The organism is Methylosinus sp. Sm6 (assembly GCF_019802345.1).
Classification (GTDB): domain Bacteria; phylum Pseudomonadota; class Alphaproteobacteria; order Rhizobiales; family Beijerinckiaceae; genus Methylosinus.
Map to the genome: position 1 here is coordinate 1 of NZ_JAINDZ010000004.1, position 22335 is coordinate 22335.

Annotated in this window: 18 protein-coding genes, 6 pseudogenes and 1 riboswitch; of the genes and pseudogenes, 4 read left to right on the top strand and 20 right to left on the bottom strand. The window is 61.9% G+C overall.

Going from position 1 to position 22335, the window contains the following annotated elements:
- The first annotated feature begins 211 nt into the window (after nucleotides 1–211).
- Complete coding sequence (locus tag K3F48_RS03950) at nucleotides 212–2275, top strand: ATP-dependent helicase (protein WP_222574115.1); 2064 nt, start codon at nucleotides 212–214, stop codon at nucleotides 2273–2275.
- 162 nt (nucleotides 2276–2437) lie between these two features.
- Here K3F48_RS03950 and K3F48_RS03955 read toward each other — a convergent pair whose 3' ends face one another.
- Complete coding sequence (locus K3F48_RS03955) at nucleotides 2438–2971, bottom strand: MAPEG family protein (protein WP_222574117.1); 534 nt, start codon at nucleotides 2969–2971, stop codon at nucleotides 2438–2440.
- A 33-nt stretch (nucleotides 2972–3004) separates the two neighbouring features.
- The gene (locus K3F48_RS03960; protein WP_222574118.1) at nucleotides 3005–3688 is read right to left on the bottom strand and encodes a hypothetical protein; all 684 of its coding nucleotides are present in this window, start codon (nucleotides 3686–3688) and stop codon (nucleotides 3005–3007) included.
- A 116-nt stretch (nucleotides 3689–3804) separates the two neighbouring features.
- On the opposite strand from K3F48_RS03960, the gene K3F48_RS03965 reads away from it, so the two are divergent.
- The gene (locus K3F48_RS03965) at nucleotides 3805–4305 is read left to right on the top strand and encodes a helix-turn-helix domain-containing protein (protein WP_222574119.1); all 501 of its coding nucleotides are present in this window, start codon (nucleotides 3805–3807) and stop codon (nucleotides 4303–4305) included.
- Between the two features lie 299 nt (nucleotides 4306–4604).
- Here K3F48_RS03965 and K3F48_RS03970 read toward each other — a convergent pair.
- The 10 genes and pseudogenes from K3F48_RS03970 to K3F48_RS04005 form a co-directional block, all read right to left on the bottom strand.
- Nucleotides 4605–5036: pseudogene (locus K3F48_RS03970) on the bottom strand (ATP-binding protein); the annotation flags it as partial.
- A gap of 29 nt (nucleotides 5037–5065) precedes the next feature.
- Nucleotides 5066–5482 (bottom strand): annotated as a pseudogene (locus K3F48_RS03975) (transposase); the annotation flags it as partial.
- Nucleotides 5483–5547: 65 nt separating this feature from the next.
- Nucleotides 5548–5664: pseudogene (locus K3F48_RS24145) on the bottom strand (hypothetical protein); the annotation flags it as partial.
- A gap of 608 nt (nucleotides 5665–6272) precedes the next feature.
- A complete protein-coding gene (locus tag K3F48_RS03980) occupies nucleotides 6273–7013 on the bottom strand; it encodes a proton-conducting transporter membrane subunit (protein ID WP_222574121.1) in 741 nt (246 codons plus the stop codon).
- Nucleotides 7014–7115: 102 nt separating this feature from the next.
- A complete protein-coding gene (locus tag K3F48_RS03985) occupies nucleotides 7116–8252 on the bottom strand; it encodes a GGDEF domain-containing protein (RefSeq protein ID WP_222574123.1) in 1137 nt (378 codons plus the stop codon).
- A 270-nt stretch (nucleotides 8253–8522) separates the two neighbouring features.
- Nucleotides 8523–9229, bottom strand: a protein-coding gene (locus tag K3F48_RS03990; protein WP_255608187.1) for an IS6 family transposase whose coding sequence is annotated in 2 segments (ribosomal slippage) — nucleotides 8523–8810 and nucleotides 8813–9229 — 705 coding nt in all. Because the reading frame shifts where the segments join, the coding sequence is not laid out codon by codon here.
- Nucleotides 9230–9424: 195 nt separating this feature from the next.
- Nucleotides 9425–11776: a TonB-dependent receptor domain-containing protein gene (locus tag K3F48_RS03995; protein ID WP_222574124.1), complete on the bottom strand. Its 2352-nt coding sequence runs from the start codon at nucleotides 11774–11776 to the stop codon at nucleotides 9425–9427.
- A 113-nt stretch (nucleotides 11777–11889) separates the two neighbouring features.
- Nucleotides 11890–12092, bottom strand: a riboswitch (cobalamin riboswitch).
- A 189-nt stretch (nucleotides 12093–12281) separates the two neighbouring features.
- Entirely contained in the window at nucleotides 12282–12479 is a 198-nt protein-coding gene (locus K3F48_RS24150; protein ID WP_255608191.1) for a transposase, read from the bottom strand.
- Nucleotides 12463–12693: pseudogene (locus tag K3F48_RS24155) on the bottom strand (transposase); the annotation flags it as partial. The pseudogene K3F48_RS24155 and the gene K3F48_RS24150, both read right to left, overlap by 17 nt.
- Nucleotides 12690–13876 (bottom strand): IS3 family transposase gene (locus K3F48_RS04005; protein WP_222574126.1). Its coding sequence is split into 2 segments (ribosomal slippage): nucleotides 12690–13624 and nucleotides 13624–13876, totalling 1188 coding nucleotides; the frame shifts between segments, so codons are not numbered across the junction. The gene K3F48_RS04005 and the pseudogene K3F48_RS24155, both read right to left, overlap by 4 nt.
- 34 nt (nucleotides 13877–13910) lie before the next feature.
- Here K3F48_RS04005 and K3F48_RS04010 point away from each other — a divergent pair.
- Nucleotides 13911–14180: a hypothetical protein gene (locus K3F48_RS04010; protein ID WP_255608193.1), complete on the top strand. Its 270-nt coding sequence runs from the start codon at nucleotides 13911–13913 to the stop codon at nucleotides 14178–14180.
- Nucleotides 14181–14275: 95 nt separating this feature from the next.
- On the opposite strand, the gene K3F48_RS04015 is transcribed toward K3F48_RS04010, so the two are convergent.
- Genes K3F48_RS04015 through K3F48_RS04025 form a run of 3 tightly spaced genes read right to left on the bottom strand, consistent with a single transcriptional unit; the run spans nucleotide 14276 to nucleotide 17258 of the window.
- Entirely contained in the window at nucleotides 14276–15469 is a 1194-nt protein-coding gene (locus tag K3F48_RS04015; protein WP_222574128.1) for an ABC transporter permease, read from the bottom strand.
- 53 nt (nucleotides 15470–15522) lie between these two features.
- Complete coding sequence (locus K3F48_RS04020) at nucleotides 15523–16458, bottom strand: efflux RND transporter periplasmic adaptor subunit (protein ID WP_222574130.1); 936 nt, start codon at nucleotides 16456–16458, stop codon at nucleotides 15523–15525.
- Nucleotides 16455–17258 (bottom strand): ABC transporter ATP-binding protein, encoded by an 804-nt coding sequence (locus K3F48_RS04025; protein WP_255608196.1) that lies wholly within the window; start codon nucleotides 17256–17258, stop codon nucleotides 16455–16457. Before K3F48_RS04025 ends, K3F48_RS04020 begins: the two co-directional genes overlap by 4 nt.
- Before the next feature lie 46 nt (nucleotides 17259–17304).
- Here K3F48_RS04025 and K3F48_RS04030 point away from each other — a divergent pair, with 46 nt between their 5' ends.
- Nucleotides 17305–17871, top strand: a complete 567-nt coding sequence (locus tag K3F48_RS04030) for a Chromate resistance protein ChrB (RefSeq protein ID WP_222574131.1) — start codon at nucleotides 17305–17307, stop codon at nucleotides 17869–17871.
- A gap of 142 nt (nucleotides 17872–18013) precedes the next feature.
- Here K3F48_RS04030 and istB read toward each other — a convergent pair.
- The 5 genes and pseudogenes from istB to K3F48_RS04055 all read right to left on the bottom strand — a co-directional run bounded on the left by istB (nucleotide 18014) and on the right by K3F48_RS04055 (nucleotide 22328).
- Nucleotides 18014–18823: pseudogene (istB, locus tag K3F48_RS04035) on the bottom strand (IS21-like element helper ATPase IstB).
- A pseudogene (gene istA, locus K3F48_RS04040) lies at nucleotides 18820–20305 on the bottom strand (IS21 family transposase). The pseudogenes istB and istA overlap by 4 nt, the downstream one beginning before the upstream one ends.
- Nucleotides 20306–20974: 669 nt before the next feature.
- Entirely contained in the window at nucleotides 20975–21388 is a 414-nt protein-coding gene (locus K3F48_RS04045; RefSeq protein ID WP_222574134.1) for a DUF2442 domain-containing protein, read from the bottom strand.
- Complete coding sequence (locus K3F48_RS24785; RefSeq protein WP_370631345.1) at nucleotides 21381–21746, bottom strand: DUF4160 domain-containing protein; 366 nt, start codon at nucleotides 21744–21746, stop codon at nucleotides 21381–21383. The genes K3F48_RS04045 and K3F48_RS24785 overlap by 8 nt, the downstream gene beginning before the upstream one ends.
- Nucleotides 21747–21893: 147 nt before the next feature.
- The gene (locus K3F48_RS04055) at nucleotides 21894–22328 is read right to left on the bottom strand and encodes a PepSY domain-containing protein (protein ID WP_370631346.1); all 435 of its coding nucleotides are present in this window, start codon (nucleotides 22326–22328) and stop codon (nucleotides 21894–21896) included.
- Between the last annotated feature and the right edge of the window lie 7 nt (nucleotides 22329–22335).

Here is a 22335-nt window from a genome sequence, read left to right on the forward strand (position 1 = left end):
GAACTATCGCAATAGGCTCGCGCTGCAGGACGCCGACCAAATGGTGAGTAAGAGGCGTCTAGCCTTCGGATCAAGGACCGCTTATGGCGCCTCACGGAAATTCGAACTGGGCCGCCAGCTTCGCTTTCAACTCTGCCGAGAAAAGCCGCCATTGCGAACAAAACAAGAATCATGGTTCAGTCTGCGGGCCCGTTCACCCTGCCGATTCGCCATGACCGCCGTCGCCTATCTCGAAAAGCTCAACACCGAACAGCGCCGCGCCGTCGAGCACGGCCTCCATGACGGCTCGTCGGCTCCCGCCGGCGGCCCGCTGCTGATCATCGCGGGCGCCGGCTCGGGAAAGACGAACACGCTCGCCCATCGGGTCGCGCATCTCATCGTCCAGGGCGCCGATCCGCATCGCATGCTGCTGATGACCTTCTCCCGCCGCGCCGCCGCCGAGATGACGCGGCGGGTCGAGCGCATTTGCGCCGAGGCGCTGGGCGGCAAGGGCGGCGGCGATGTCCTCGCCTGGGCCGGTACGTTTCACGCGATCGGCGCCAGGTTTCTGCGCGAATATGCCGGCGCCATCGGCCTCGATCCAGCCTTCACCATCCATGATCGCGAAGACTCGGCCGATCTGATGAATCTCATTCGCCACGAGCTCGGCTTCTCCAAGACCGAGAGCCGCTTCCCCACCAAGGGCACATGCCTTGCGATCTACTCCCGCGCCGTGAACGCCGAAATCCCGCTCGAGCAGGCGCTGCTGGGCGCCTTCCCCTGGTGCGCGCGCTGGCACGGGGAGCTGCGCCGATTGTTCGCCGCCTATGTCGAGGCGAAGCAGGCGCAGAACGTGCTCGATTACGATGATCTCCTGCTCTACTGGGCGCAGATGATGCAGGACGAAGCGCTCGCCGAGGAAATCGGCGGCCGCTTCGATCACATTCTCGTCGACGAATATCAGGACACCAATCGCCTCCAGGCCTCCATCCTGCTCGCCTTGAAGCCGAAGGGCGAGGGGCTCACCGTCGTCGGCGACGACGCGCAATCCATCTATTCCTTCCGCGCCGCCACTGTGCGCAACATTTTGGAGTTTCCGAAGAGCTTCACGCCGCCGGCGGAGATCGTCACGCTCGATCGCAATTATCGCTCGACCGAGCCGATCCTCGCCGCGGCCAACGCGGTCATCTCGCTCGCCGACGAGCGTTACGCCAAGAATCTCTGGACCGAGCGGCGCTCCGCGGAGCGGCCGCAGCTCGTCATTGTGCGCGACGAGAGCGATCAGGCGCGTTTCATCGCCGAGCGCGTGCTCGAGGCGCGCGAAGCCGGCATGACGTTGAAGCAGCAGGCGGCGCTGTTCCGCGCCTCGCATCACAGCGCCATGTTGGAGCTGGAGCTCGCGCGCCGCAACATTCCCTTCGTCAAATTCGGCGGGCTGAAGTTTCTCGACAGCGCCCATGTGAAGGATGTTCTCGCTTTGCTGCGCTTCGCGCAGAATCCGCGCGATCGCGTCGCCGGCTTTCGCACTCTGCAAATCCTGCCCGGCGTCGGCCCCTCCTCCGCGCAGAAGATTCTCGACTTCCTCATCGAGCGCCCGGACCCGCTCGCCTGCCTCGCCGAGGCGCCGACGCCGCCGCGCGCCGGCGAGGATTGGAGCGGCCTCGTCACGACGCTGCAAATTCTGCATGCGAAAGAGGGCTGGCCGGCGGAAATGGAAGCGGCGCGCCGCTGGTATGAGCCGCATCTCGAGCGCCTGCACGAGGACGCGCCGAGCCGTCTCGCTGATCTCGTCCAGCTCGAGCAGATCGCCGCAACCTATCCTTCGCGCGAGCGCTTCCTCACCGAGCTGACGCTCGACCCTCCGGACGCGACCAGCGACGAGGCCGGCCCGCCTCTGCGCGACGAGGATTATCTGATCCTCTCGACGATCCATTCGGCCAAGGGACAGGAGTGGCGTTCCGTTTTCGTGCTGAACGCCGTCGACGGCTGCATCCCCTCCGATCTCGCGACGGGAACGGCGGCGGAGATAGAGGAGGAGCGCCGGCTGCTCTATGTCGCGATGACGCGCGCGAAGGACAGCCTGCGCCTTGTGACGCCGCAGCGCTTTTTCACCCATGGCCAGCCGGCGCAGGGTGACCGGCACATCTATGCGGCGCGCACGCGTTTCATTCCGGCGGATATGCTGCGGTTTTTCGAATGCGTCAGTTGGCCAGCCGCCGCGGCCGTGGGCGAGCGTCTCGCAGGGGGTAGGCTGCGGGTCGATGTGCGGGGGAAGATGCGGGGGATGTGGGGATGAACGATGAACCAACGAAGCCGAAGGTGAAACGCGTGGTCTATGCCGCGCGCCATCCACTCCTGAATGAAGCTCGGTTCGGGGAATGACATAGCCCGAAGGGAGTCAGAATATGTCTGTCTTTGACCCATTGCGGTCATTCGCTTTCCCAGCCAAGGCGCGACTCTATAAGCTCAGCGCAAGTCGCGCCCACATGACTGCAAGCGTAATGCAGCTCACGGCATAGAACGCGAAACGAAGCGGTACGTAATTGAAGACTATGTAGATCGTCGCGTGAACGGCTCGGCTCGCCACATAGATCCATGCAAGAGAGACTTGGGGGGCGTCGACACCGTGAAGAGCGATCGCGAGGAGCGCCACGACGTAGAAGAGCGTCGGCGCCTGCATCAGGTTGTCGAAGGCCCGAGCCGGGCGCTCGATCCATTCGTCCGGCGCGCCGTCGCCATAGTCTCGGAAATATTTCACCGACGCGGCTCCCAGCAGCACGGCGACATTGCGGGAGATCACCATGAGCAGCCAGACTGCGCCGGTCAGAGCGAACATCGCGGTCATAGGAACAACGATTTCTCGCGGTTCGGCCGGCGTTGGCGCCAGAGTTGAAGCCCACCTGACGAGGACTACGCCTGCCGCGATGACGATCGCGATGGCGAGATATTCGCGCAGGCTCGGACGCTCAAAGTCTTTTCTGCCCGACATCATGCTCTCCTTCCCTCCCGCCATGTCGCGTGAATGCTACTCTCCGCCTCGCGGCTGGGCGAAGCGGAACGGCTCTCGCCAAAGAAGCAGACCGAGGGCGAGCGTCCAGAGGAGAAACAATGTTGCGAGTGTCTGGAAGCCATAGCGCTCGGTCCAGGCGCTCGCTCCCGAAAACGCTTTGAGAAGGCCGACGCTGAGCGATATGGACGCGCCCAACGCGACACCTGTCGCCCCGATCCAGCGAGGATAGCGCTGCGACAAGAATAGCGCGCCGCCGAGCAGCGCGACCCCAAGCCAATATACGAAGGTCGCCGCGGTGGCCGTAGCTTCGACAAAACCCGCAACAGCGAGAGCCCCGCCACCGCTCCCGGCTCTCGTCGTTTCCGCGAGCGGCGTGAGTGACGCCTCAGCGGCAAACACGCAGAGCCAAAGAGCGAGTCCCAAAGTCAGCATGTGAACGCTCAGCGATCCCCAATCGCTGGCGTTATCTGACCCGGAAATGCGAAGCGTCGTCGCAAGCGCCAAATATCCGAGTTGCATGAGCACCATGCCAGTGATTAGGCCCCAATGGACGAGTGTCCAGCCAGACGAGGTCGCGGCATTTCTCACGATTCCGGCTGGTTCCGCGAGTTCCGGGTGCATACCATTCGAAACGCCTGTCACGAGCGCTCCCACGATAGCGCAAACAGCACCTATGCGTCGAAAGCTAATGTTTTCCATGATGTTCCTTTCGAGAGCGCCGCTCGTCGGCGCACTTCGTCCTTCATTCAATTGCAGTTCACAAGTGATTGCAAAATCGCTTGTGCATTGCAAGTAACTTTCATAAAGCTGGGCGGATGACCCGAAACGCCACGGCGCCGCGACGCTCGAACTGCCCTCTGAATGTCTGTCTCGAAATTTTCGGAGACCGATGGACGCTGCTCATCGTCCGCGATCTGCTCTTCAAGCAGCGGTACGAATTCAAGGACTATCTCGCCGCTAAGGAGAAAATCGCGTCCAATATTTTGTCGGACCGGCTGCGGAGGCTCGAGGAAAACCAAATCATCACTAAGTCGGTCCATCCAACAGATGCGCGCAGGGTGGATTACAGACTGACTGACAAGGGGCTGGATCTTGCTCCGCTACTTTTTGAAATGGCTCTTTGGGCGACGAAGCATGAGGAGACCGACGCACCGACGCCTCTGTTACGGCGTATGTCCGATGATCGCGAAAACCTGCTAGCGGAGTTGCGCGCCAACCACCTCGGGAGCACAGCCGAATCGCAAAGCCACGTTCCTCCACAGCCCGTTCCCAATAGAGCCGGGCACCGTGGGCCAAATCGAACTTTCTCGAAATAGAGAATCCACAAAATGGGCCTTGCCCCGGCTAGACTGAGCCGAGAACTGCGCCTGAACATTGATCAGTGCGTCTGACCAAAGGGCGAGTGGTATGCCATCCGCTTGCGAGAGCTTTTTGCGAGTGTTTCGAGAACGTCCGCTGTTGGCGCGACCTTCCCTATGGCGCGGCAATCTGGATGAGAAGAGCGCGACAATCTGGATGAGATTTTTCGGTCGCGGTGACGAGATGATTGTCGCGGAGCGACGATAAGGCAAGCGGATTTTTGGTGACGTTCGTCTTGATTGACGCGGAGCGACAATCAGGATGAGGTTTTGATTGTCGCGCGCGCCGAGGGCCGGCCTGGACCAGCGGCATTTTTGAGCGCGGCTTTACGTCGATAGCTGTCGACGTTCATTTCGAAGATCGTCGCATGATGGACGAGCCTGTCGACCGCGACGAGCGTCATGGCTTGGTCTGGAAAGATTTTTCCCCATTCGCCGAAGGGCTGATTTGCGGTGATGAGCAGCGAGCGTCGCTCGTATCGGGCGCTGATCAGCTCGAAGAGGACGCTCGTTTCGGCCTGATCCTTGGCGACGTAGGCGAGATCGTCGAGGACCAGCAAATGATATTTGTCGAGCTTGTTGATCGCGGCTTCGAGAGTGAGGTCGCGTCGCGCGACTTGCAGTCTCTGGACGAGATCCGTCGTTCTCGCGAAGAGAACGCGCCAGCCGTTTTCGATGAGCGCCAGGCCGAGCGCCGTAAGCGCACGCTCGGCGCCGTTCACGCGGTGGGCTTGAAATTCCAGGGCATGAGCGCCTCGATGTCCTTGTTGGGCCATCGGTCGGCGATTCGTTCGAGGGTCTGCTGGGCCCAGGCGTAGGGATCGACGCCGTTCATTTTGCAAGTCTGAAGCATGGTGGCGATAGAAGCCCGCGTCCGCCCACCGCCAGCGGAGCCGGCGAATAGTGAGTTCTTGCGCGTAATGGCCTGAGGCCGGATCGCCCGCTCGACGATATTGGAGTCGATTTCGACGCGGCCGTCGTCGAGAAAGGGTCCGAGGACCGCTCGATGCGAACGGGCATAACGGATCGCCTCGGCCAATTTCGATTTGCCGGAGATACGCGGCAGCTCGCGCTCCCAAAGATCGAACAACGCCTGCACGATATCGACCGACGTCGTCCTTCGCGCCGCCCCTGTTTGCGCGCGCCGCGCTCGCCGGTCTGACGCGCGCGGCGAACCCAGACGATCGCGGTCGCATCCCCGACCCCGAAACGCGACGCCGCCTGACGGGCCGAAAGGCCCTTCAACGCGGCGTCGATCACCCGGTCACGCAAATCCTGGCTGTAGGCCCGAGCCATCTTCCCCTCCGTCATGCTCATGACGTTAAGGAATCAGGCTCTCGCTGATTCGGGAATCTGGAGGGTTATGTGAGGTCCGCGGCGCAATGTTTGGTCTGCCCGGAAGCGGACCTCACATAAGCCGGATTGAACGAAGGCGCGGGTCGTTAGCCACTATGGGGAAAGCGCGTCTCGTCGCCGATTGGCGCAGGGCCGCGGTGGGGCCGCTGGCGCTCGTAGCAGGAGCCGAGAACTCGGCGGGCCGGCGGGACGCGATCGAACAAGCCGGAGTTCGTGGCCTACTGTCGCGGGATCGGCCTCATGATGATGACGATTGTCGCGCTCGCGGCGCGAGACGGCCTCCCGTCGGCACATGGTGCGACGAGCGAAACGGAGTGCTGTCCGGAGCTCTTGGCGGGAGACGATGGCCTGGTTCATGACGTGTCGCAATGGAACGGGCGCGCCCTCGCGGGTGGAACGGCGCCGATGCGGCGCATGAGCCCGCCGCAGTCGGGGCACGGGAAAATGTGCGCTGCAACGGTGGAGGGGGCGTCGCATGGGCGGACCTTCGGCTCGACCGGATGATCGGCGGCGGCGAGACGACGACAGAGCGCGAGCCGCTTCTCGCGATCGGGCATCGAAACGCCCGGTCACTCGGGCGGCGTCACCTGCAAGGAAAGACGGTCCAGCGGGCTCTTCGTCGCGCTGATCAGTCGTGTCGAAACCCGCGTGTAGAGCGCCGTCGTCGACAGATGCTCATGGCCGAGCAGAACCTGGATGATGCGAATAGGCGATCCGCTCCGGGATCGTCTCGCAGGCCACAGCGCGGACAAGTGATTGGCGAGCGAGGCCGCATAGGACCAGGAATGACCGGAGAGCATCGGAAACAGCAGCCGCGAGAGAGCGAGCGCCGCGCCCGCCATGGCGAGCCAGGGCGCGAGCAGGCCGAAGGCGCGGCCTTCGCTCGGCGTGCGCGCGGGCAATCGGCCGAGCGCCCTGAGAAAGCGCAGCATCAGCATAGCCGTTCCGACCGCCGACAGCGTCACGAGCGATGCGACAATTCCTTCGCCGAGCGAGCCCTTTATGGCCAGCTTCGCCAAGGCGCTGCCCGAGAGCGGAAAGCCGGCGATGGCGAGCGCGGTGAAGACGGAGACGAACATCACCGGCCGGCTCGGCGAGACGTTGCGCGCCGCGAGCCCGACGGTCATGAACAGCGCCGCCTTGGCGAGACCATGATGGAGCGTGTAGAGCGACGCGGCGTCGATCGCCGCGCGGGCGGTGCCGGGCGCGCTCATCGCGCTCGCGAGAACCGTCGCTATCAGCCCCATCTGGCTGAGCGTCGAATAGGCGAGGATGACTTTCGCGTTCGTCTGCAGCAATCCGGCGACCACGCCGAAAATCGATGCAGGCCGTCGGATCGCTCCGATTGTCCTTTTCGAAGAAATTTCATTTCACAGGCCGAAACGCGAGTTGCGGTGATGTTTGGTCGTTCGCTATTGTCCAGCAAAAACGACCCGGTTCCGCCCTGCGGCCTTGGCGTCATACAGCGCTCTGTCTGCCGCTCGCGTCATCTTCCAGAAATCTGGCGTCCGGTTCTCCATGATCGCTACACCGACGCTCACGGTAGCAAGTCCATCGACCAGAAACGACGCCTCCTCGACAAAGGCCGAGCGAATCCTTTCCGCTACGGAGAGCGCAGTCCCACGGTCAACCGAACACATCAAAATAACGAATTCCTCTCCACCGATCCTCGCCAGCACGTCGCCCGACCGAATGTTGCGTGCCGCTGTCGCGCCGAACGCCGCCAACACGCGGTCTCCTTCCGGGTGTCCGAAGCGATCGTTGATCACCTTGAAATTGTCGAGGTCGAAAACGAGCAGCGCAGTCGTATCTTTACCTGTCGCCGATCTCTCCGCTCTTTCGATTGCCAGATCGAAGGCGCGGCGGTTCGCCAGGCCGGTGAGTGCGTCGATCATCGCCGCGCTCTCCTGGCGGATCGCGATCCGTTCTTTCGAAAGAGCTATGAGGACGAACCCGAGGATCGCCAAGTAGCTCGACAGTTCCAACCAACGGTATTTGAGAACCCAACTGTCAGTGAACGGGCTACCGGGATCGACTTCGACGAATGAGCCGGATATCGCCACGATAATATCCACCCCAGAATGGATGCCGACGATCCAGCCCGCCACCTTCGACATCAGCAGCGGCTTGTCTTTCGCTCGATTGTAGGAAAAAAGTTCATAAGTTGTCAGGGTTTCGTAGATCGCGGCGACAATCGCGAACGCCACGATCCGCAGATGAATGCCGGCGCTCCAGAATCCCGCCAACCACATCAGGCCGCCAGCGAAAGACAGAAGGGGATGAACGGCTTTCCCTCTGAAAATCACGGCTCCTGTCCAGACAAGTCCACACGCCCACAACGCCAGAGCGTTTCCGGCGACAATAGAGACTGTTTCGTTCACGTTTCGAAACGCAAAGCACACAAACGCGCTACCAGCCATGGAGAACGCAGCGGACCAAAAGAGTTCCTCAGGCTCCCTATCTCTACGCCAGATGAGATACATGAGCGTGCTCAACAGCAAGAGCACGAACGCGGAGAACGAGAACAGCGTCGGCGCCAGAGGAAGCATGTCGTGTTCAACATCCCAGAGAATCAGAGCGCATCGAAGCGTTCCAAATCCCGTCGAATGAAGCGCTCGTGCGGAGATGTGTTGCGTCAGCGATGCCGGCAATAGGCACAATGCTTTGGCCTCCTCCGGAGAGCATCATCATGGTTAAGGGGCTGTTTCCGCCGCAGGGACATTATGCGATGCGAGAATGAGAGCCGCCGGGTTCGCGACGTGGTTGCGGTGCAATTTTTTGCCGCTCGCCGTGCGATGAGGGCCGAAATTTCGTTGGGATTAGGCCTCGAGCACCGCACGCCAGATTTCGGGCGCAGTTGTCCCAGCGGCTCCAAATTTGCTCAGTGCAAATTGACCCTTCCTAATGCGATGCATGAGTTCGACGCCGGCGATGGTGATCGCCGCATGTTGGAATCGCTTGAAACCGAGCATAGGTCCCAAACGAAGCTTGATGGATCGGTATTCCTGTTCAATGAGATTGTTCAGGTATTTCGAAGATCGAATTCGCGTCCGTGCGCGCCTCGAGTCTGTGCGAGAAGTTCGCGCGCCGCACGATGTGACGCCTGATATCCGTCGAGCGTGATTTTGCACGGGAAGCCTCCATGGTTTGCGAAGGCACGACGGAAAAACGCTTTGGCGGCGCCGACATCTCGCTTGGCGCGCAGCAAAAAGTCCACCGTTTTTCCCGCCTTGTCGACTGCGCGATAGAGATAGGTCCAGCGGCCCTTGATCTTGACGTAAGTCTCGTCGACACGCCACGATCCGCCGACCCTGCGCGCGAAGCGGTTCCACCGCTTTTCGAACTCGGGAACGTAGCGCTGAACCCAGCGCATGATGGTCGTGTGAGCCAAAGACAAGCCGCGTTCGGCCATCATTTCCACGAGATCGCGAAAGCTGAGCTTGTATCGCAGATACCAGCGCACGCAGAGAACGATGATCTCGCGGTCGAAATGGCGGCCTTTGAAAAGTTCTTCCGCACTCAGCATCACCGATTTCTCCAGCGTCCGGTTCCGCCCTCACGGATTATGCCCCGCTCACGCCGTTTGCACCAGAACCATTCCAACCACTCCCGCGACGGCACCGAGATGAAGCTCGCCGCGCTCGACAGACAGGTGTCGCCATGAGCCCTTGGCCGCGCGATGAGCGGGTTCGCCGATCGCGCGGAGGGAGGGAAGCGTGCGTCAGAAGGTCCCTCCGACGGTGACGCGCACTGCCGGCGGCTCGACCGGCTTGAAGTGACGGTCCATGACTCCGACAGAGCAGACGGCGCCAGGAGCGACGCCGCCCGCGCAGAGCCCGTAGAGGGCGTCGGCCGGCAGCAGAGATCCGTAGGCGTAAGTGATCTGATCCGAGCGCGAGTTCGTGACGTTGAAGGCGTCGGCCTGAATTCGCCAGCCGTTCTCGAACCGATAGCCGATTCGTAGGTTCAAGACGCCCGTCGACGGCGAATTGAAATAGCCGTCCTCGGTCAGAGGGCGAACGCCGAGATAGCGGTATTTCAGCGCCGCGAACCAACCGGAGCTTTCGCCGACTTCGAGCCCGAGAGAGGCGATGATGTTCGGCGCATTGGTCAGATAATTGCCGGGCGCGTTGCCGAGAAAGGCTCCGTATCCGATGGCACCAGGCGCGACCAGATCGAGCCAGGCGAGCGTTTGCAGTTGGTCGACGCCGCGGAAACGCGCATGCGTCAGCGCGACGTCGCCTTCGAAATGCAACCACGGGACAGGCGAGTAATGGTTGGCGATCTCAAGCCCATACCGACGGCTTGGACGACCGAAGGTCGTGGTTCCGGTATCGCCGACGAACTGGTTTTCCGAGTCGAAGTCGAGCCACCAAAGGCTGATGGACGAGGCGAGGCCATCGATGATCCTGGTGCGCGCTCCGATTTCCGCGCCTCGCGATTTCACGAGCAATGGAATGCGTGCAACCTGGGCGAAACCGTCCGTGTCCGAGAGCGCGGTCGTGTCGAAGCTCTGGACCGTTCCTCTTGAGTCGGTGGAATGAAATCCCTCGCCGAAGTTGAGGAAGAACTCGGTCTTGTGGAAGGGGCCGAGCACCAGTCCGGCCTTGGGGCTGACGACGGCGGCGCCTTTGGAGCCGCTGTTGAACGGACCCGACAGGACGGCCGCGATGTTGCCGGCGCTGTCCGACACGCGAGGTGCGTCGAACAGCGTCTGTAGAGAGTTCACGTCGGCATGGACATAATCGACGCGGACGCCGGCCGTCGATCGCAGCCAGGGCGTCCAAAACAGTGTGCTGTCTGTCCAGAAGGCGAAACCGCCTTCATTGACATGATCGTTGCGAATTGCGTCATGGGGTTGCCTTTGCGCGGTCTCCTGCAACCCGAGGCGTATGTCGTCATAGCGTCCCTGAAAACCGACGCGCGTCTCGACGGGAAACTGCGCGATCTCATATGCGACCTTGTGGGTTGCATTGACGCCCAAGAGCGAGCGACGGTCGAACTGTCGAAATTGATCGCCTATGCCGGGATGACCGAGGAAATATGTAAAATTGTTGTAGAGATCGAGCGTCGTGCGCACGACATAGGCCTCGACGCGTGACGCGCGATTGCCGTCCGTCTCGCTCCAGCGGGTCGAGAGGCTGAATCGGGTCGTGTCGCCGCCATTGGTCCGATCGATGCCGCCCCATAGCGGGAGGGCGCCGCCGAGAACCGCGCGCTGAGGAATCTGATCGGTGGAATACCAGCGATTGGCGTAGGCCATGCCGGTGATGGAGACGCCATTGTCTTGCGACCCTCGGCTCCAGCGCATGACGCCGTTGATCTTTCGCACCTCGTCGGGGCGTGTCCAAGGACCGTCGTAGATGCTCGTCTCCACGGCGGTCAGCAGGTCCGCGCCGTTCACATCGAAAGATTTGGCGCTCAGCGCGCGTCCATAGCCGAAGCTCCCGCCCGTCATGGACCACGAGCCCTTGTCGAGCCTGTCGACATATTGCAGATGCAGGGAGCCTGCGGAGGCGAAGTCGCCGTCGTCCGCGAAATAGGGGCCCTTGTGCGCGACGACGGAAGACAAGAGTTCCGGGATCAGGAAATTGGCGTCGGCATAGCCCTGGGCGTGTCCATGCGTTCGCATGTTGATAGGCATGCCGTCGAGATGGAGAGCCAGATCGGCGCCGTGATCGAGATTGAAGCCGCGCAGAAAATATTGGTTCGCCTTTCCTTCGCCGCTGTGCTGCGAGACGATCAGTCCCGGGACGACCTCGAGCGCCTCGCCGGGACGGGTGATCGGTGTGGCGTTGACCTCGGCGCCTGTGAAGGTTCTGACGCTCGCTGCCTCGTCCGAATTTCGGGCCTGGTCGGGTGCCGTCGTGTGCGACGAAGGGAGGGCGGCGGATGTCGAGCGCGGAGCGTCCGCCCCGATTTCGATCTCCGGGAGGGCTTCCTGAGCTCGCGCCAAGAGGGGCGACGCGACGGCGAGCAGCGCGATTGCGCAGACACTTTGCGAAAGATAAAAAAGGCGGGAGGAACTAGTGATTGAGCCGTTCTCGGCTCCTCGGGCGAATCTCGGCGGCATGAAGCGGGCTCGCTGCAACGTGGACCGTCACTGCGAAGGTCTGAGCCCGTCCGGCGCACATGCGTCGAGCGACAGCTTTCGGCCGCGCCGGGGCACCCCGCCCGACGCTCTCGCGCGTGACCACGAATGATGGCAGGTCTCCTGGCTCGCGGGTTGAGGCACAAAGACCGCCTTCCCGGGAGCGTGCGCCCCAGTGGCTCAATCGGTCTCGGCTAACCGCTTACAGTTGCGGGGGCAGCCGCGGCATTACGCTCGCAAGAGCGCGCACCGCGTTCCCTTTTGATCCCCAAAGGGAACCATCTCCATCAGTAAACATGTGAGGCAGGCATAAAGTCAAGGCTTTGGTAGTGTCTCAGTTTGAGTTTGCGGCTTCGAAAATCTCACCACTTCTCAAATCCGTCTTGAGAAGGTCATGGCTGTTTTGGCTATCCAAAGCAGTCATGCAGAGGCTTCAGCCAAGCGCCTCCTCGATCTCGCACAGCCCTTGCTCACCTAGGGCCCAGACTCATAACCAGTAGCTGACGGTCGCAGCGATGCAGACGGCGGCGAGGAAGTTCGCGGCGTTTCGATCGTATCGCGTCGCAACTCGGCGAAAGTCCTTCAAGCGGCAGAACATGCGCTCGATGGCGTTGCGGTTTCGATAGAGAAAAGGTGAGAAGCAGTTCTTCCAGTTGCGATTGGCTTTGGGCGGAATGTTCGGCATGGGTCCCGCTGCTCTCGACCTTTCGACGGATGGCGTTGCTGTCGTATCCTTTGTCGCCGTGGAGGATTTCGCACGGCGGAAGATGCGAGAGAAGGTCGGCGCCAGCCGTGCAGTCGGCGATGTTGCCGCCCGTGAGCATGAATGCGATCGGTCGACACAGTGCGTCGGTCAGCGCGTGGATTTTCGTCGTTCTGACCTGCCCCCGAAGTTTCATCCAGCGGCGAGTTGAGTCCCGTCGGTTGATACGCCCGCGGGCGTGGGGTGAGCAACAGGCGATCGGCGGAGCTGGTCGGGGTTGCGCAGCCGATCGCCTGTTGCGGTGAGCGCGGCTGCATAGTCCGCCGGGGTTGCATAGCCGAGGGAAGAGTGCGGGCGCCGGTGGTTATAATCGTGAACCCAAGAGCGGACTTTCTCTCTCGCGTGCTCGAGCCCGAAGAACAGCGTCTCGTTGAGCAGCTCGTCCCGCATGCGGCCGTTGAAGCTCTCACAGAAACCGTTCTGCATCGGCTTGCCGGGCATGATGAAATGCCATTCGACCTTGTTCGCCTCCGACCAGGACAGGACGGCGTTCGAGGTGAACTCCGTCCCATTGTCGGAAACGATCATGCCAGGCTTGCCGCGCCTTTCGATCAGCGCCGACAGCTCGCGCGCCACCCGCTTGCCGGAAATCGACGTGTCCGGGATCGCCGCCAGGCATTCACGCGTTACGTCGTCGACGATGTTGAGGATGCGGAACCGTCGGCCGCTGGCGAGCTGGTCGTGCACGAAGTCGAGAGACCATCGGGCATTCGGCTTCGCCTCGACGAGAATCGGCGCCCGTGTTCCCACGGCGCGGCGGCGCGCGCGGCGCTTCCTCACCGTCAGACCTTCCTCGCGGTAGAGCCGATAGATGCGGTTCTTGCCCGAGCGCTCGCCCCGCTGACGAAGCAAGATGAACAAACGCCGGTAGCCGAAGCGCCGACGCGCATTGGCGAGATCGCGCAGCTCGGCGCGAAGCTCGGCGTCGGCCGGGCGCGTCGACGTGTAGCGCGCCGTCTTGCGATCGATCGCGACGATCCGGCAGGCCCGACGTTCCGACAGGCCCATGACGGCCTGAAGGTGCGCGACGGCTTCGCGCTTGACGGCGGGCCCTACCATTTTTTTGCCAGGAGCTCGCGAAGCGCCGCCGCATCGAGCATCTGATCGGCCAAGAGCTTCTTCAGACGCGCGTTTTCCTCCTCCAGCGCCTTCAGCCGCTTGGCCTCGGAAACGTCCATCCCGCCGAATTTGGCCTTCCAATTGTAGAGCGTCGTCTCCGAAACCGCGTATTTGCGCGCGAGGTCCGCCGCCTTCGCGCCGGCTTCCTGCTCCCGCAAAATCCCGATGATCTGCTCTTCCGTGAACCGTTTCTTCTTCATCGTGTCCGTCCTGCAATCGGCCGGACTCTAATCGATGCTGGTGGGATTTTTCAGGGGCAGGTCACTGACCATGCACGTCAACAAGGTCTCCCACGTCACGACTATTGATCGCATCGCTGCGCAGCTCGGCGAAAGTGTCGACTTCCTCCATGACCTCGCCGATGAAATGGAGCCCGAGGATGGCGAGATCTGGGTCTATGGCCTCGGCGACCTCGAGATCCTGGCCTTCACCGACTTCGGCGTCGAAAACCTCGTCGAGCTCATCAAAATCCACAAAGAGATGAAGTCGCCTCAAGAGCGCTGACGCGACGGTCCTGCGGCCCACGGCGAATGCTTACAATTACCCAGCATGCCGCGACGCATATCGGCGTGACCGATCGCGCTCCAGACCCGGCTGATCTAACGCCCCGCAAAGACGATGGCGGGTTCGAGCTTTAAAACGGAACGGGCGCTGATCGCGGCGGCGGCGACACTCACCAGCACAACGGTTCCCCCACCAAGCAATGGCGTGAACCACATCATGCGGAAGGGGAAGTCGGCGGTTTCCGCCACGAACCGGCCAAGGGTCGCGCATAGGCCAAGTCCAAGCCCGGCGCCCACAAGCGCGCACAGTCCGGTCTGCACGGCGATCATCCCCAGCAATAGCTTCGAGGTCGCGCCCATAGCCTTCAGCACCGCATACTGCTTCAAATTCTCATGCGTGAACATGTAGAGCATGATGCCGGTTACCCCGAACCCGACCGACATGGCCACAGAAAGCATTGCGGCGATATCGCCCACATCTTCGGAGTTGGTCAGGAACCAGCGCACGGTGTCGGCCTTGAAGTCATCTGAAGCGCGCGCCCTGAGGCCCGTCCGCGCGTGGATGCGCGCCGCTAATTCGCCCGGCATCACGCCGGGCGTGGCGGTCGCGAGCACGAAAGTCAGCCGCCGCCGCTCTGGAAGCAGGATTCGAGTGGCGTTGGAGAACGTCGTGTAGAGCAGAGGTCGCGGCGGAAACCGCGGCAACGCCTTTGATCTTCCGGCAATCCTGACACGGCGGTCATTGATCAAGAGCTCGTCACCGGCGGCCAGTGGACGGGTCGGCGCATCGAGGTGCGGCTCGGGAGGCCATTGATCAGCCTCTAGGAGGGGCGTTTCGAGCTTATCTTCCGTGCCGCCCGGATCGACGATCGCTGCATCAGGAGCGCGGAGCGCTGCAGACGACGCGCCATTTTCCAAAGGAGGAACGCCGGAGAGTGTGGCGTCGTCCACGCCTATCACCTGAAAGGGCTGAAACCGCCCGTTGGGGAAACGCGCCTCGGCCGTGCCGAGAGCCAGCGGCACAGCGGATGCGACCCCCTCGACGCTGCGGACGCGGCCCAACGCCGACGCCGCCATGTTGGAGGTCTGCTCGACGGAAGCCACGGCGGGGTCCATGACCCACACGTCGGCCGCCCCGTTCTCGGCGACGAGAGCGAATCCACGCGTCATGAAGCCGCAGAAGTATGACGCAGCGAAGGTGACGAGGAATGTGGTGAACGTGATGCCAAAGAGCAGCCCCACATATTTGACGCGGTCGCCTATGAGCATCTTCAAGGCCACGCGCAGCATTCAGGGTTTCCTCGGTCGGAGTTTGCGGGGCACAGAGAATCTCGAGCGTGACTTCATCGCATCTCCCTCGAAGCATCTGTCTGAGCGCGCGCCCTGCCGATCGGCGGAGCCTCGATGAATACATCCACTTGCTGGCCGACAAAGACGGGCGCCGCCGAAGGATCAAAACTGTAGATGACCTGCAGGACGCGGGTGTCGGTCCGTTCAGTGCTCTGGCCGGTCAGTGACGTTTTCGGAAGGATATACGGCTCAAAGCGCTCAAACCGCAGCGATGTATTGAGTTCGGGGTTGCCGCGCACGAAGGCCAGCGCCGAACCGCCCGGCTGAACGCGCCACGCATCGTTCTCATCGATGTCGACGCGAACGTGCAAACGGTCCGTGTCGCCGAACAGCATCAGCGGCGTAATGAGCACGCCGCCCTGCGCGAACTCGCCCAGTCTCGTCTTGATCTGCAGGACGCTGCCCGCGACCGGGGCACGGATCGTGCGGCGCTCGATCTCGATCTTTATCTGATCGACATCGGCCTTGGCCAAGGCGAGTGTTGCCTCATCAATGGCCACGTCAAATTGGCGGGTCTTTATTTCCAACTTAGTGAAACCGATCCCGGCCGCCAAGCGGGTAGAGAAATCGAGGATGCTCGTTTTCTTCGCGAGGGTTTCCTCGGCTTCCTTGACCTTGGCGACCGCAACCAAAAGTCTGCCTTGAAGATCACGATCGTCGATCCTGAAGAGGGGGGCTCCGGCTTTCACCCGGTCACCCAACTTGACGTAGATTGCGGTCACAATGCCAGAAACTGGCGTACCGATAGCGATATTCTCGGTGCTCGCCTCGATCATGCCAGCGCCAGCCATATACGACGCGAAAGGAACCTTCGGCGATTGAACTGCGGGAGGAGCGATAGGCGCGCTTTGACTGCGCTCCATAACGGCGCCGGTAGCGACGGCGAGCCCTATTAACGCGAGGAGGGAGAGCACGTAGCGGCCAATCATCGCAGATGCTCGCTTTCCGCGCCCTCGACGATCTCGACGACCTTCCCGTCCTCCATGCGTGCGATGCGGTCGGCAAACTCATAGATGCGCGTGTCGTGAGTGACGACGATGAGCGCTCTGTCAGGACTCCTCCCCACTCTTCTTAAGATTTCCATCATGTTGCGCCCGGTTTCGTGATCGAGATTGCTTGTCGGCTCATCGCAGACGATCAGCTTGGGGTCGTGCGCCAGCGCCCGGGCGATGGCCACGCGTTGTTGCTGGCCGCCGCTGAGCTGCGCCGGAAGTGCGCTCAGACGCTCGCCGAGCCCAACCGCTTCCAGAACCTCTCTCGCTCGGGCTTCGGCACGCCTGCGAGAGACGCCATTGATCAGCAAGGGTACAGCGACGTTTTCGACGGCGGTGAGCGCGGGCAGCAAGTTAAAGAGCTGAAAGACGAAGCCGATCGCAACACCGCGAAAGTGTGCGCGTTCGCTCTGGCTCAAATGTTGCAGATCATGAGCCAGCACCTCGCACATGCCGGAATCCGGCTCGAGGATTGCCGCGATGATAGAGATAAGGGTCGTCTTACCACACCCCGATGGGCCGGCGAGCATGAGCAGCTCGCCGCAGCGGATTTCGAGGTCGACGCCGCGCAGCGCCATAACCTTTGCATCGCCCGTGCCGTAGGTCTTGGTCACTCCACGACAGCGGACCGCAAGGTCGTGGCGCAGCCCCAGCGTATCGCTTACATTGCCCGTTATATGTTGTTCTTGTTCCATTTTTTCGCGCGCTACGTCCTCCACGGGTTCTAAAATCACCATCCTGTTTCGCTTGACATGTAACCATAGTTACAAATAGATTGCAACGATGGTGGAATTGAAATGGCTTCTCCTCACCTACAAGGTTCCTGCGGATCCGCCGGCAAAGCGGGTAGCCCTTTGGCGGCGGCTCAAGAGCATCGGCGCGATTTACTTGCAAAATGGCGTTTGCCTGCTGCCTAAGACCGACGACCATGTGCGCCAATTGAAGATGCTGGAAAACGATATCGCCGAGATGGGCGGCGAGTCGGTGCTGCTTGAAACGGTCGCGCTCGATCAGGCCCAAAGGGAAAAGGTCGTCGCCCGGTTCAATGCAGACCGAGACGAGCAATATCGTGAGTTTCTCGGCCGCTGCGCGGGCTTTGAAGCCGAGATCGTCAAGGAGTTTTCCATCAACAAATTCACGTATGCCGAGCTGGAGGAAGAGGACACCGACCTGAAGAAGCTTCAGGGGTGGTTGGATAAAATCAAAAAGCTGGACTTCTACGGCGCGACGCTGGCCATCGAAGCAGGGGAGCGCCTTAGCGCCTGCGAGGCATCGCTCGAACGGTATGCGCAACGGGTCTACGAGGCCCATGACGAAAATCGCCCGATAGGCGGCAACGATGCTGTCTGATATGGCGCGACAATCAGGATGAGAAGAGCGCGACAATCTGGATGAGATTCTTCGGTCGCGGTGACGAGATGATTGTCGCGGAGCGACAACAAGGCAAGCGAGATTTTCAGGGGTGTGCGCTTTGATTGACGCGGAGCGACAATCAGGATGAGGTTTTGATTGCCGTGCGCGCCGAAGGCCGGCCTGGACCAGCGGCTTTTTTGAGCGCCGCTTTCCGTCGATAGCTGTCGACGTTCATCTCGAAGATCGTCGCATGATGGACTAGCCTGTCGATGGCGGCGAGCGTCATGGCTTGGTCTGGAAAGATTTTCCCCCACTCGCCGAAGGGCTGATTTGCCGTGATGAGCAGCGAGCGCCTTTCGTAGCGGGCGCTGATCAGCTTGAAGAGGACGCTGGTTTCGGCCTGATCCTTGGCGACATAGGCGATGTCGTCGAGGATGAGGAGGTGATATTTGTCGAGCTTGTCGATCGCGGCTTAGAGAGCGAGGTCGCGTCGCGCGACTTGCAGCTTCTGGACGAGGTCCGTCGTTCTGGCGAAGAGAACGCGCCAGCCGTTTTCGATGAGCGCCAGGCCGAGCGCCGCCGCCAAGTGTGACTTTCCGACCCCAGGTGGACCAAAAACCAACAAATTGGCTCCTTTTTCGAGCCAGGCGTCGCCGGCCGCGAGCGCCTGGACTTGCGCTTTCGAGATCATCGGCACGGCGTCGAAGTCGAAAGCGGCGAGCGTTTTTCCGGGCGGCAGGCGCGCCTCGACGAGATGCCGGGCGAAGCGGCGCTGACCTCTGTCGGCGAGCTCCTGCTCGGCGAGCGCGGCGAGGAAGCGCGCGGCCGGCCAGCCTTCCTTGTCGGCCGTGGCGGCGAGCGCGCTCCAGACGAGCTTGATGCCGGAAAGGCGCAGCTCGGCGAGAAGAAGATCGACGCGAGCGGCGTCGACTTTGTCGTTCGCCTTTATGCAACCGCTCCTTCGAGAGAGGCGAGCGCGTCGTAGACGGCGAGTTCCGGCAGCGCAACGATCACATTTGGCGCCGCGGCGATCTTGGGCGCGAAGCGCTCGGTCAGCGCGGCGAGATTCGGCAGACGCCCAGCGTCGAGCCCTTCCTCTATGGCGAGGGCGAGCTCGGCCTCGCAGGCGCGTTCGTGCGCGAGGGCGAGCAAGCCGACCATGGTCTTGCAGGCCGCCTTTTCTCCGGTCTCGGCGAGCAGCGCATCGAAAGCGCGCGCATAGGCGCGGCGAGGAAAGAGCTGCTCGCGATAGACGAGATTGAGCAGCGCCATGGGCTTTCGGCGCAGAGAGTTAATGACGTGCCGATAATCGACGACATGACCATGCTTGCCGCCTGGCCCGGGCCTGCCGCGCGGCAGATCGAACAAATGCGTCGACCCCTGAAAGACCTCCAGCCAATCGTCATAGAGGCGCACGAGGAGCTTATGGCCGATCAGCCGAGACGGCACGGTGTAGAAGACCTTGCGCAGGGTGAAGGCGCTGGACGAGGTGACCGTGACGCGCGCCTCCTCGAAGTCCGACGTCTTGCGCGGCGGCAGCTGCTTCAGCTCGGCGCGTTCGAGATCGATGCGCGCCGCGTTGCGCGCGTTGCGCGCGTTGCGCGCGTTGCGCCGACCGACGAGCTCGTCGACGAACTTGCGCCATGCGGCGAGATCGTCGAAGTCGCGCGAGCCGCGCAGCAGCAGCTCGTCTTCGAGCGCGGCCTTGATATGGCCGTGGGCGCTTTCGATCGAGCCGTTCTCATGGGAGACGCCCTTGTTGTTGCGGGTCGGCGTCATGCCGTAATGGGCGCAGAGCGCCTCGTAGCGGCGCGTCATATCCTCCTTGGCGTCGGCGTCGAGATTGCGGAAAGCGGCGGAGAGGCTGTCGCTGCGATGCTGCTGCGGCGCGCCGCGAGCGTCCACAAGGCGTTCTGCAAGCCTTCGGCGAGGGCGACGAAGCTCTCGCCGCCGAGCACGACATGGGCGGATTCGACGCCCGAGAACGGCAGGCGGAAGTGATAGAGCCGATGCTCGAGCGCAACGCCGGCGACGGAGACCTCGAGATCGTGCATGTCGCAAAAATCCGAGAGCCCCATGCGGCCCGGCGGATGCTAATCACTTCCTGCTCGGAACCATGGAGGGCGCGCCAGTTACGAATGCGCCGCTCCAGCGTGCGGCGCATTCTGGAGTCGAGCGCCGGATGCCGGCGGCGAAGCTCTTCGAACACGCCGATCGGCCGCAATCCGGGTGCCGCTTTCAGCATGGGGACGACTTCGCTGTCCAACACGTCTTCGAGCGGATCTGGCCGTCGGCGGTCGCGCGGCGCCTTCTTTTGGGAGGGAAGCCGGGGATCAATCTCCAGGCGATAGGCGGTCGCCGGGCTGAAGCCGGTTTTCGCCGCGGCGACGGCGGCGGGATCGGATTTTCTGAACTGCATGAACAGCCTCATCTGGCGGTCGGTGACATGGCGGCCGGGCAACGAATCGGTCCTCCCGAGGGGAAAACCGACCCTTCACCCAGCCCCGCGACCGGCAGACAGGCCGTTTCTTTGGCGCGCGCGGGGGTGTCGGCGTGACGAAGCTCGGGCTCCGCCCTCCCTTCGTCACGCCGACACCCCCGCGATTCTCATCCTGATTGACGCTGGACTCTCACCTTGATTGTCGCGCGGCAATTCCGGCCATCAATCGCGACACAATTTGCTCCTGCTGACGACGCGGGGCCCCGGCGGCTATCGTCCACTCGGGATCCGAGAGGATCTCACGGGCAAGACGGAGGCATTCGGCCAACGGACGCGGCGGGGGAACGGAGACCCGACGCCGTCCGCTATCGACGTTTCGAGGAAGCGCCGCGACCGGCACGCCCATGCACGTGAGAAAATGTCGGTTCCGGGTTCACTTAGGCGCAGTCGCGTAGGCGCCCCGCAGTCCACCGAATGAACGCAAAAAGTCCAATGACTTGAATCCAATAATCCAGCGCGAAGTCAGAATGAGGAACATTAAAGGGTTAGCGGTCTACTCAACGAGCGCGAGCACCGTCCCGGCGGGCCTTTATGTTCGGCGCCGTCGGCGCTGCTCGGGCGTCTTCCTTTCAGAGGGGCTCCGGTAGCGCGCTCTTCGTGTCAGGCAGCCGTCTTGCGCGGGCGACCTCCACGCTTCCCGTTTTCACGCGCAGCCGAGGCCTTGCTGGGAGATCGGGATTTGCCGCCCTTGCGTCCCATTAGGCCCGCCATCCAGCTCGCGGAACCCAAAACGCCGTCGAGCAACGCGGGAATATACAAGTCCGCGTCGAGTTTCGGGAAATGAACCCCGAGCCCGGCTGGAGTGATTTCGATCTTATCGAGATCTTCGGCCTTCGCGCGCTCTAATCCTTCCACTTGTCGGGGCGCAAAACCGATCTCGAGTCCCGTCGTAAGGCGGATCACTACTCGGTTGCGCCCGGCGTCGTAATGAGCGCTTTCGGCGCGGGGCCCCTTCAGGCGCGCCTCGCCGCGCGCCGACGCCGCGTCGAATTGCTGCTTGGTCAGCTCAGTCATGTATCCGTCTCCATGCCTCCAGCAGATCGTCTCTATGTTCGGCAACGAGCCGCAAAGTCTGCCGGGCGTCGCGTTCCGTGCATCCGATCGCCTCGCGTAGTTCCAACCGGACGACGTCGATGACGACTTCCCACCCCGGTCCGATGACGTGAACATGGGCGGGCGGGTGATCGTTGGGGTAGATGACGATCCTGAGACCGCCGAGGCGTAGGATCGTCGGCATAGGTGAAAGATAACCCAATCTTTTCGGTTTGTCACTGAGGCTCGAGTCGGCTCGAGAGCCTGGACGCGAGCTCCCCGTTTCAGGGACCCATGTCGCCGATCGACGGCAGAGACGCCGATAGGTTGGGCTTTTCATAGCGCGGGCGCTATTTGCTCCTCCGCTTTTCGTGCTCGAGGCCCGGGCGGATCGGCCGACGAGAATGCACCCCTATTGCGCTCCGTAAAGCGCAGTCCCGAACTTGGATGCGGCGAGACAGTTCAGGAGTTGGCGCCTCGTCTTTTGTCAGCGCGATCTGTTACGCGCCATGCGAGATCGAGTCTCGGAATGCGCAACCCGTTTCTTCCACCAAATGAACACGCCAGTGACTGTCAGCATGACGATGAGGAGCCCGAACACGCAAACAAAAATGCGGTACGAAAAGCAAAACAGATTCGCCATATGGAGCTCGACCAGCCACGTCGTGATCGTATTTCCGGCTCGATGCCCTGTCGGCAGGAAGTCCCATGTTCGCAAGATCGAAAAAACAGTCCGAAAGTCCGGAATTTCATTCGGCGACGCATCGAGGGGCGTCAACTGCCATAGAGTGGAGGCGATTCTTTCCCTATGATGCGGCCACTTCGGCGGCGCCGACGATTGAACGAAGCCGCTATCGCGGCGGGAGCGGCGAGGTCGCGTGATTGGCCTCCTGTCTGAGAGGATTTGGGTGTTGCAGCCCACTCTCAAA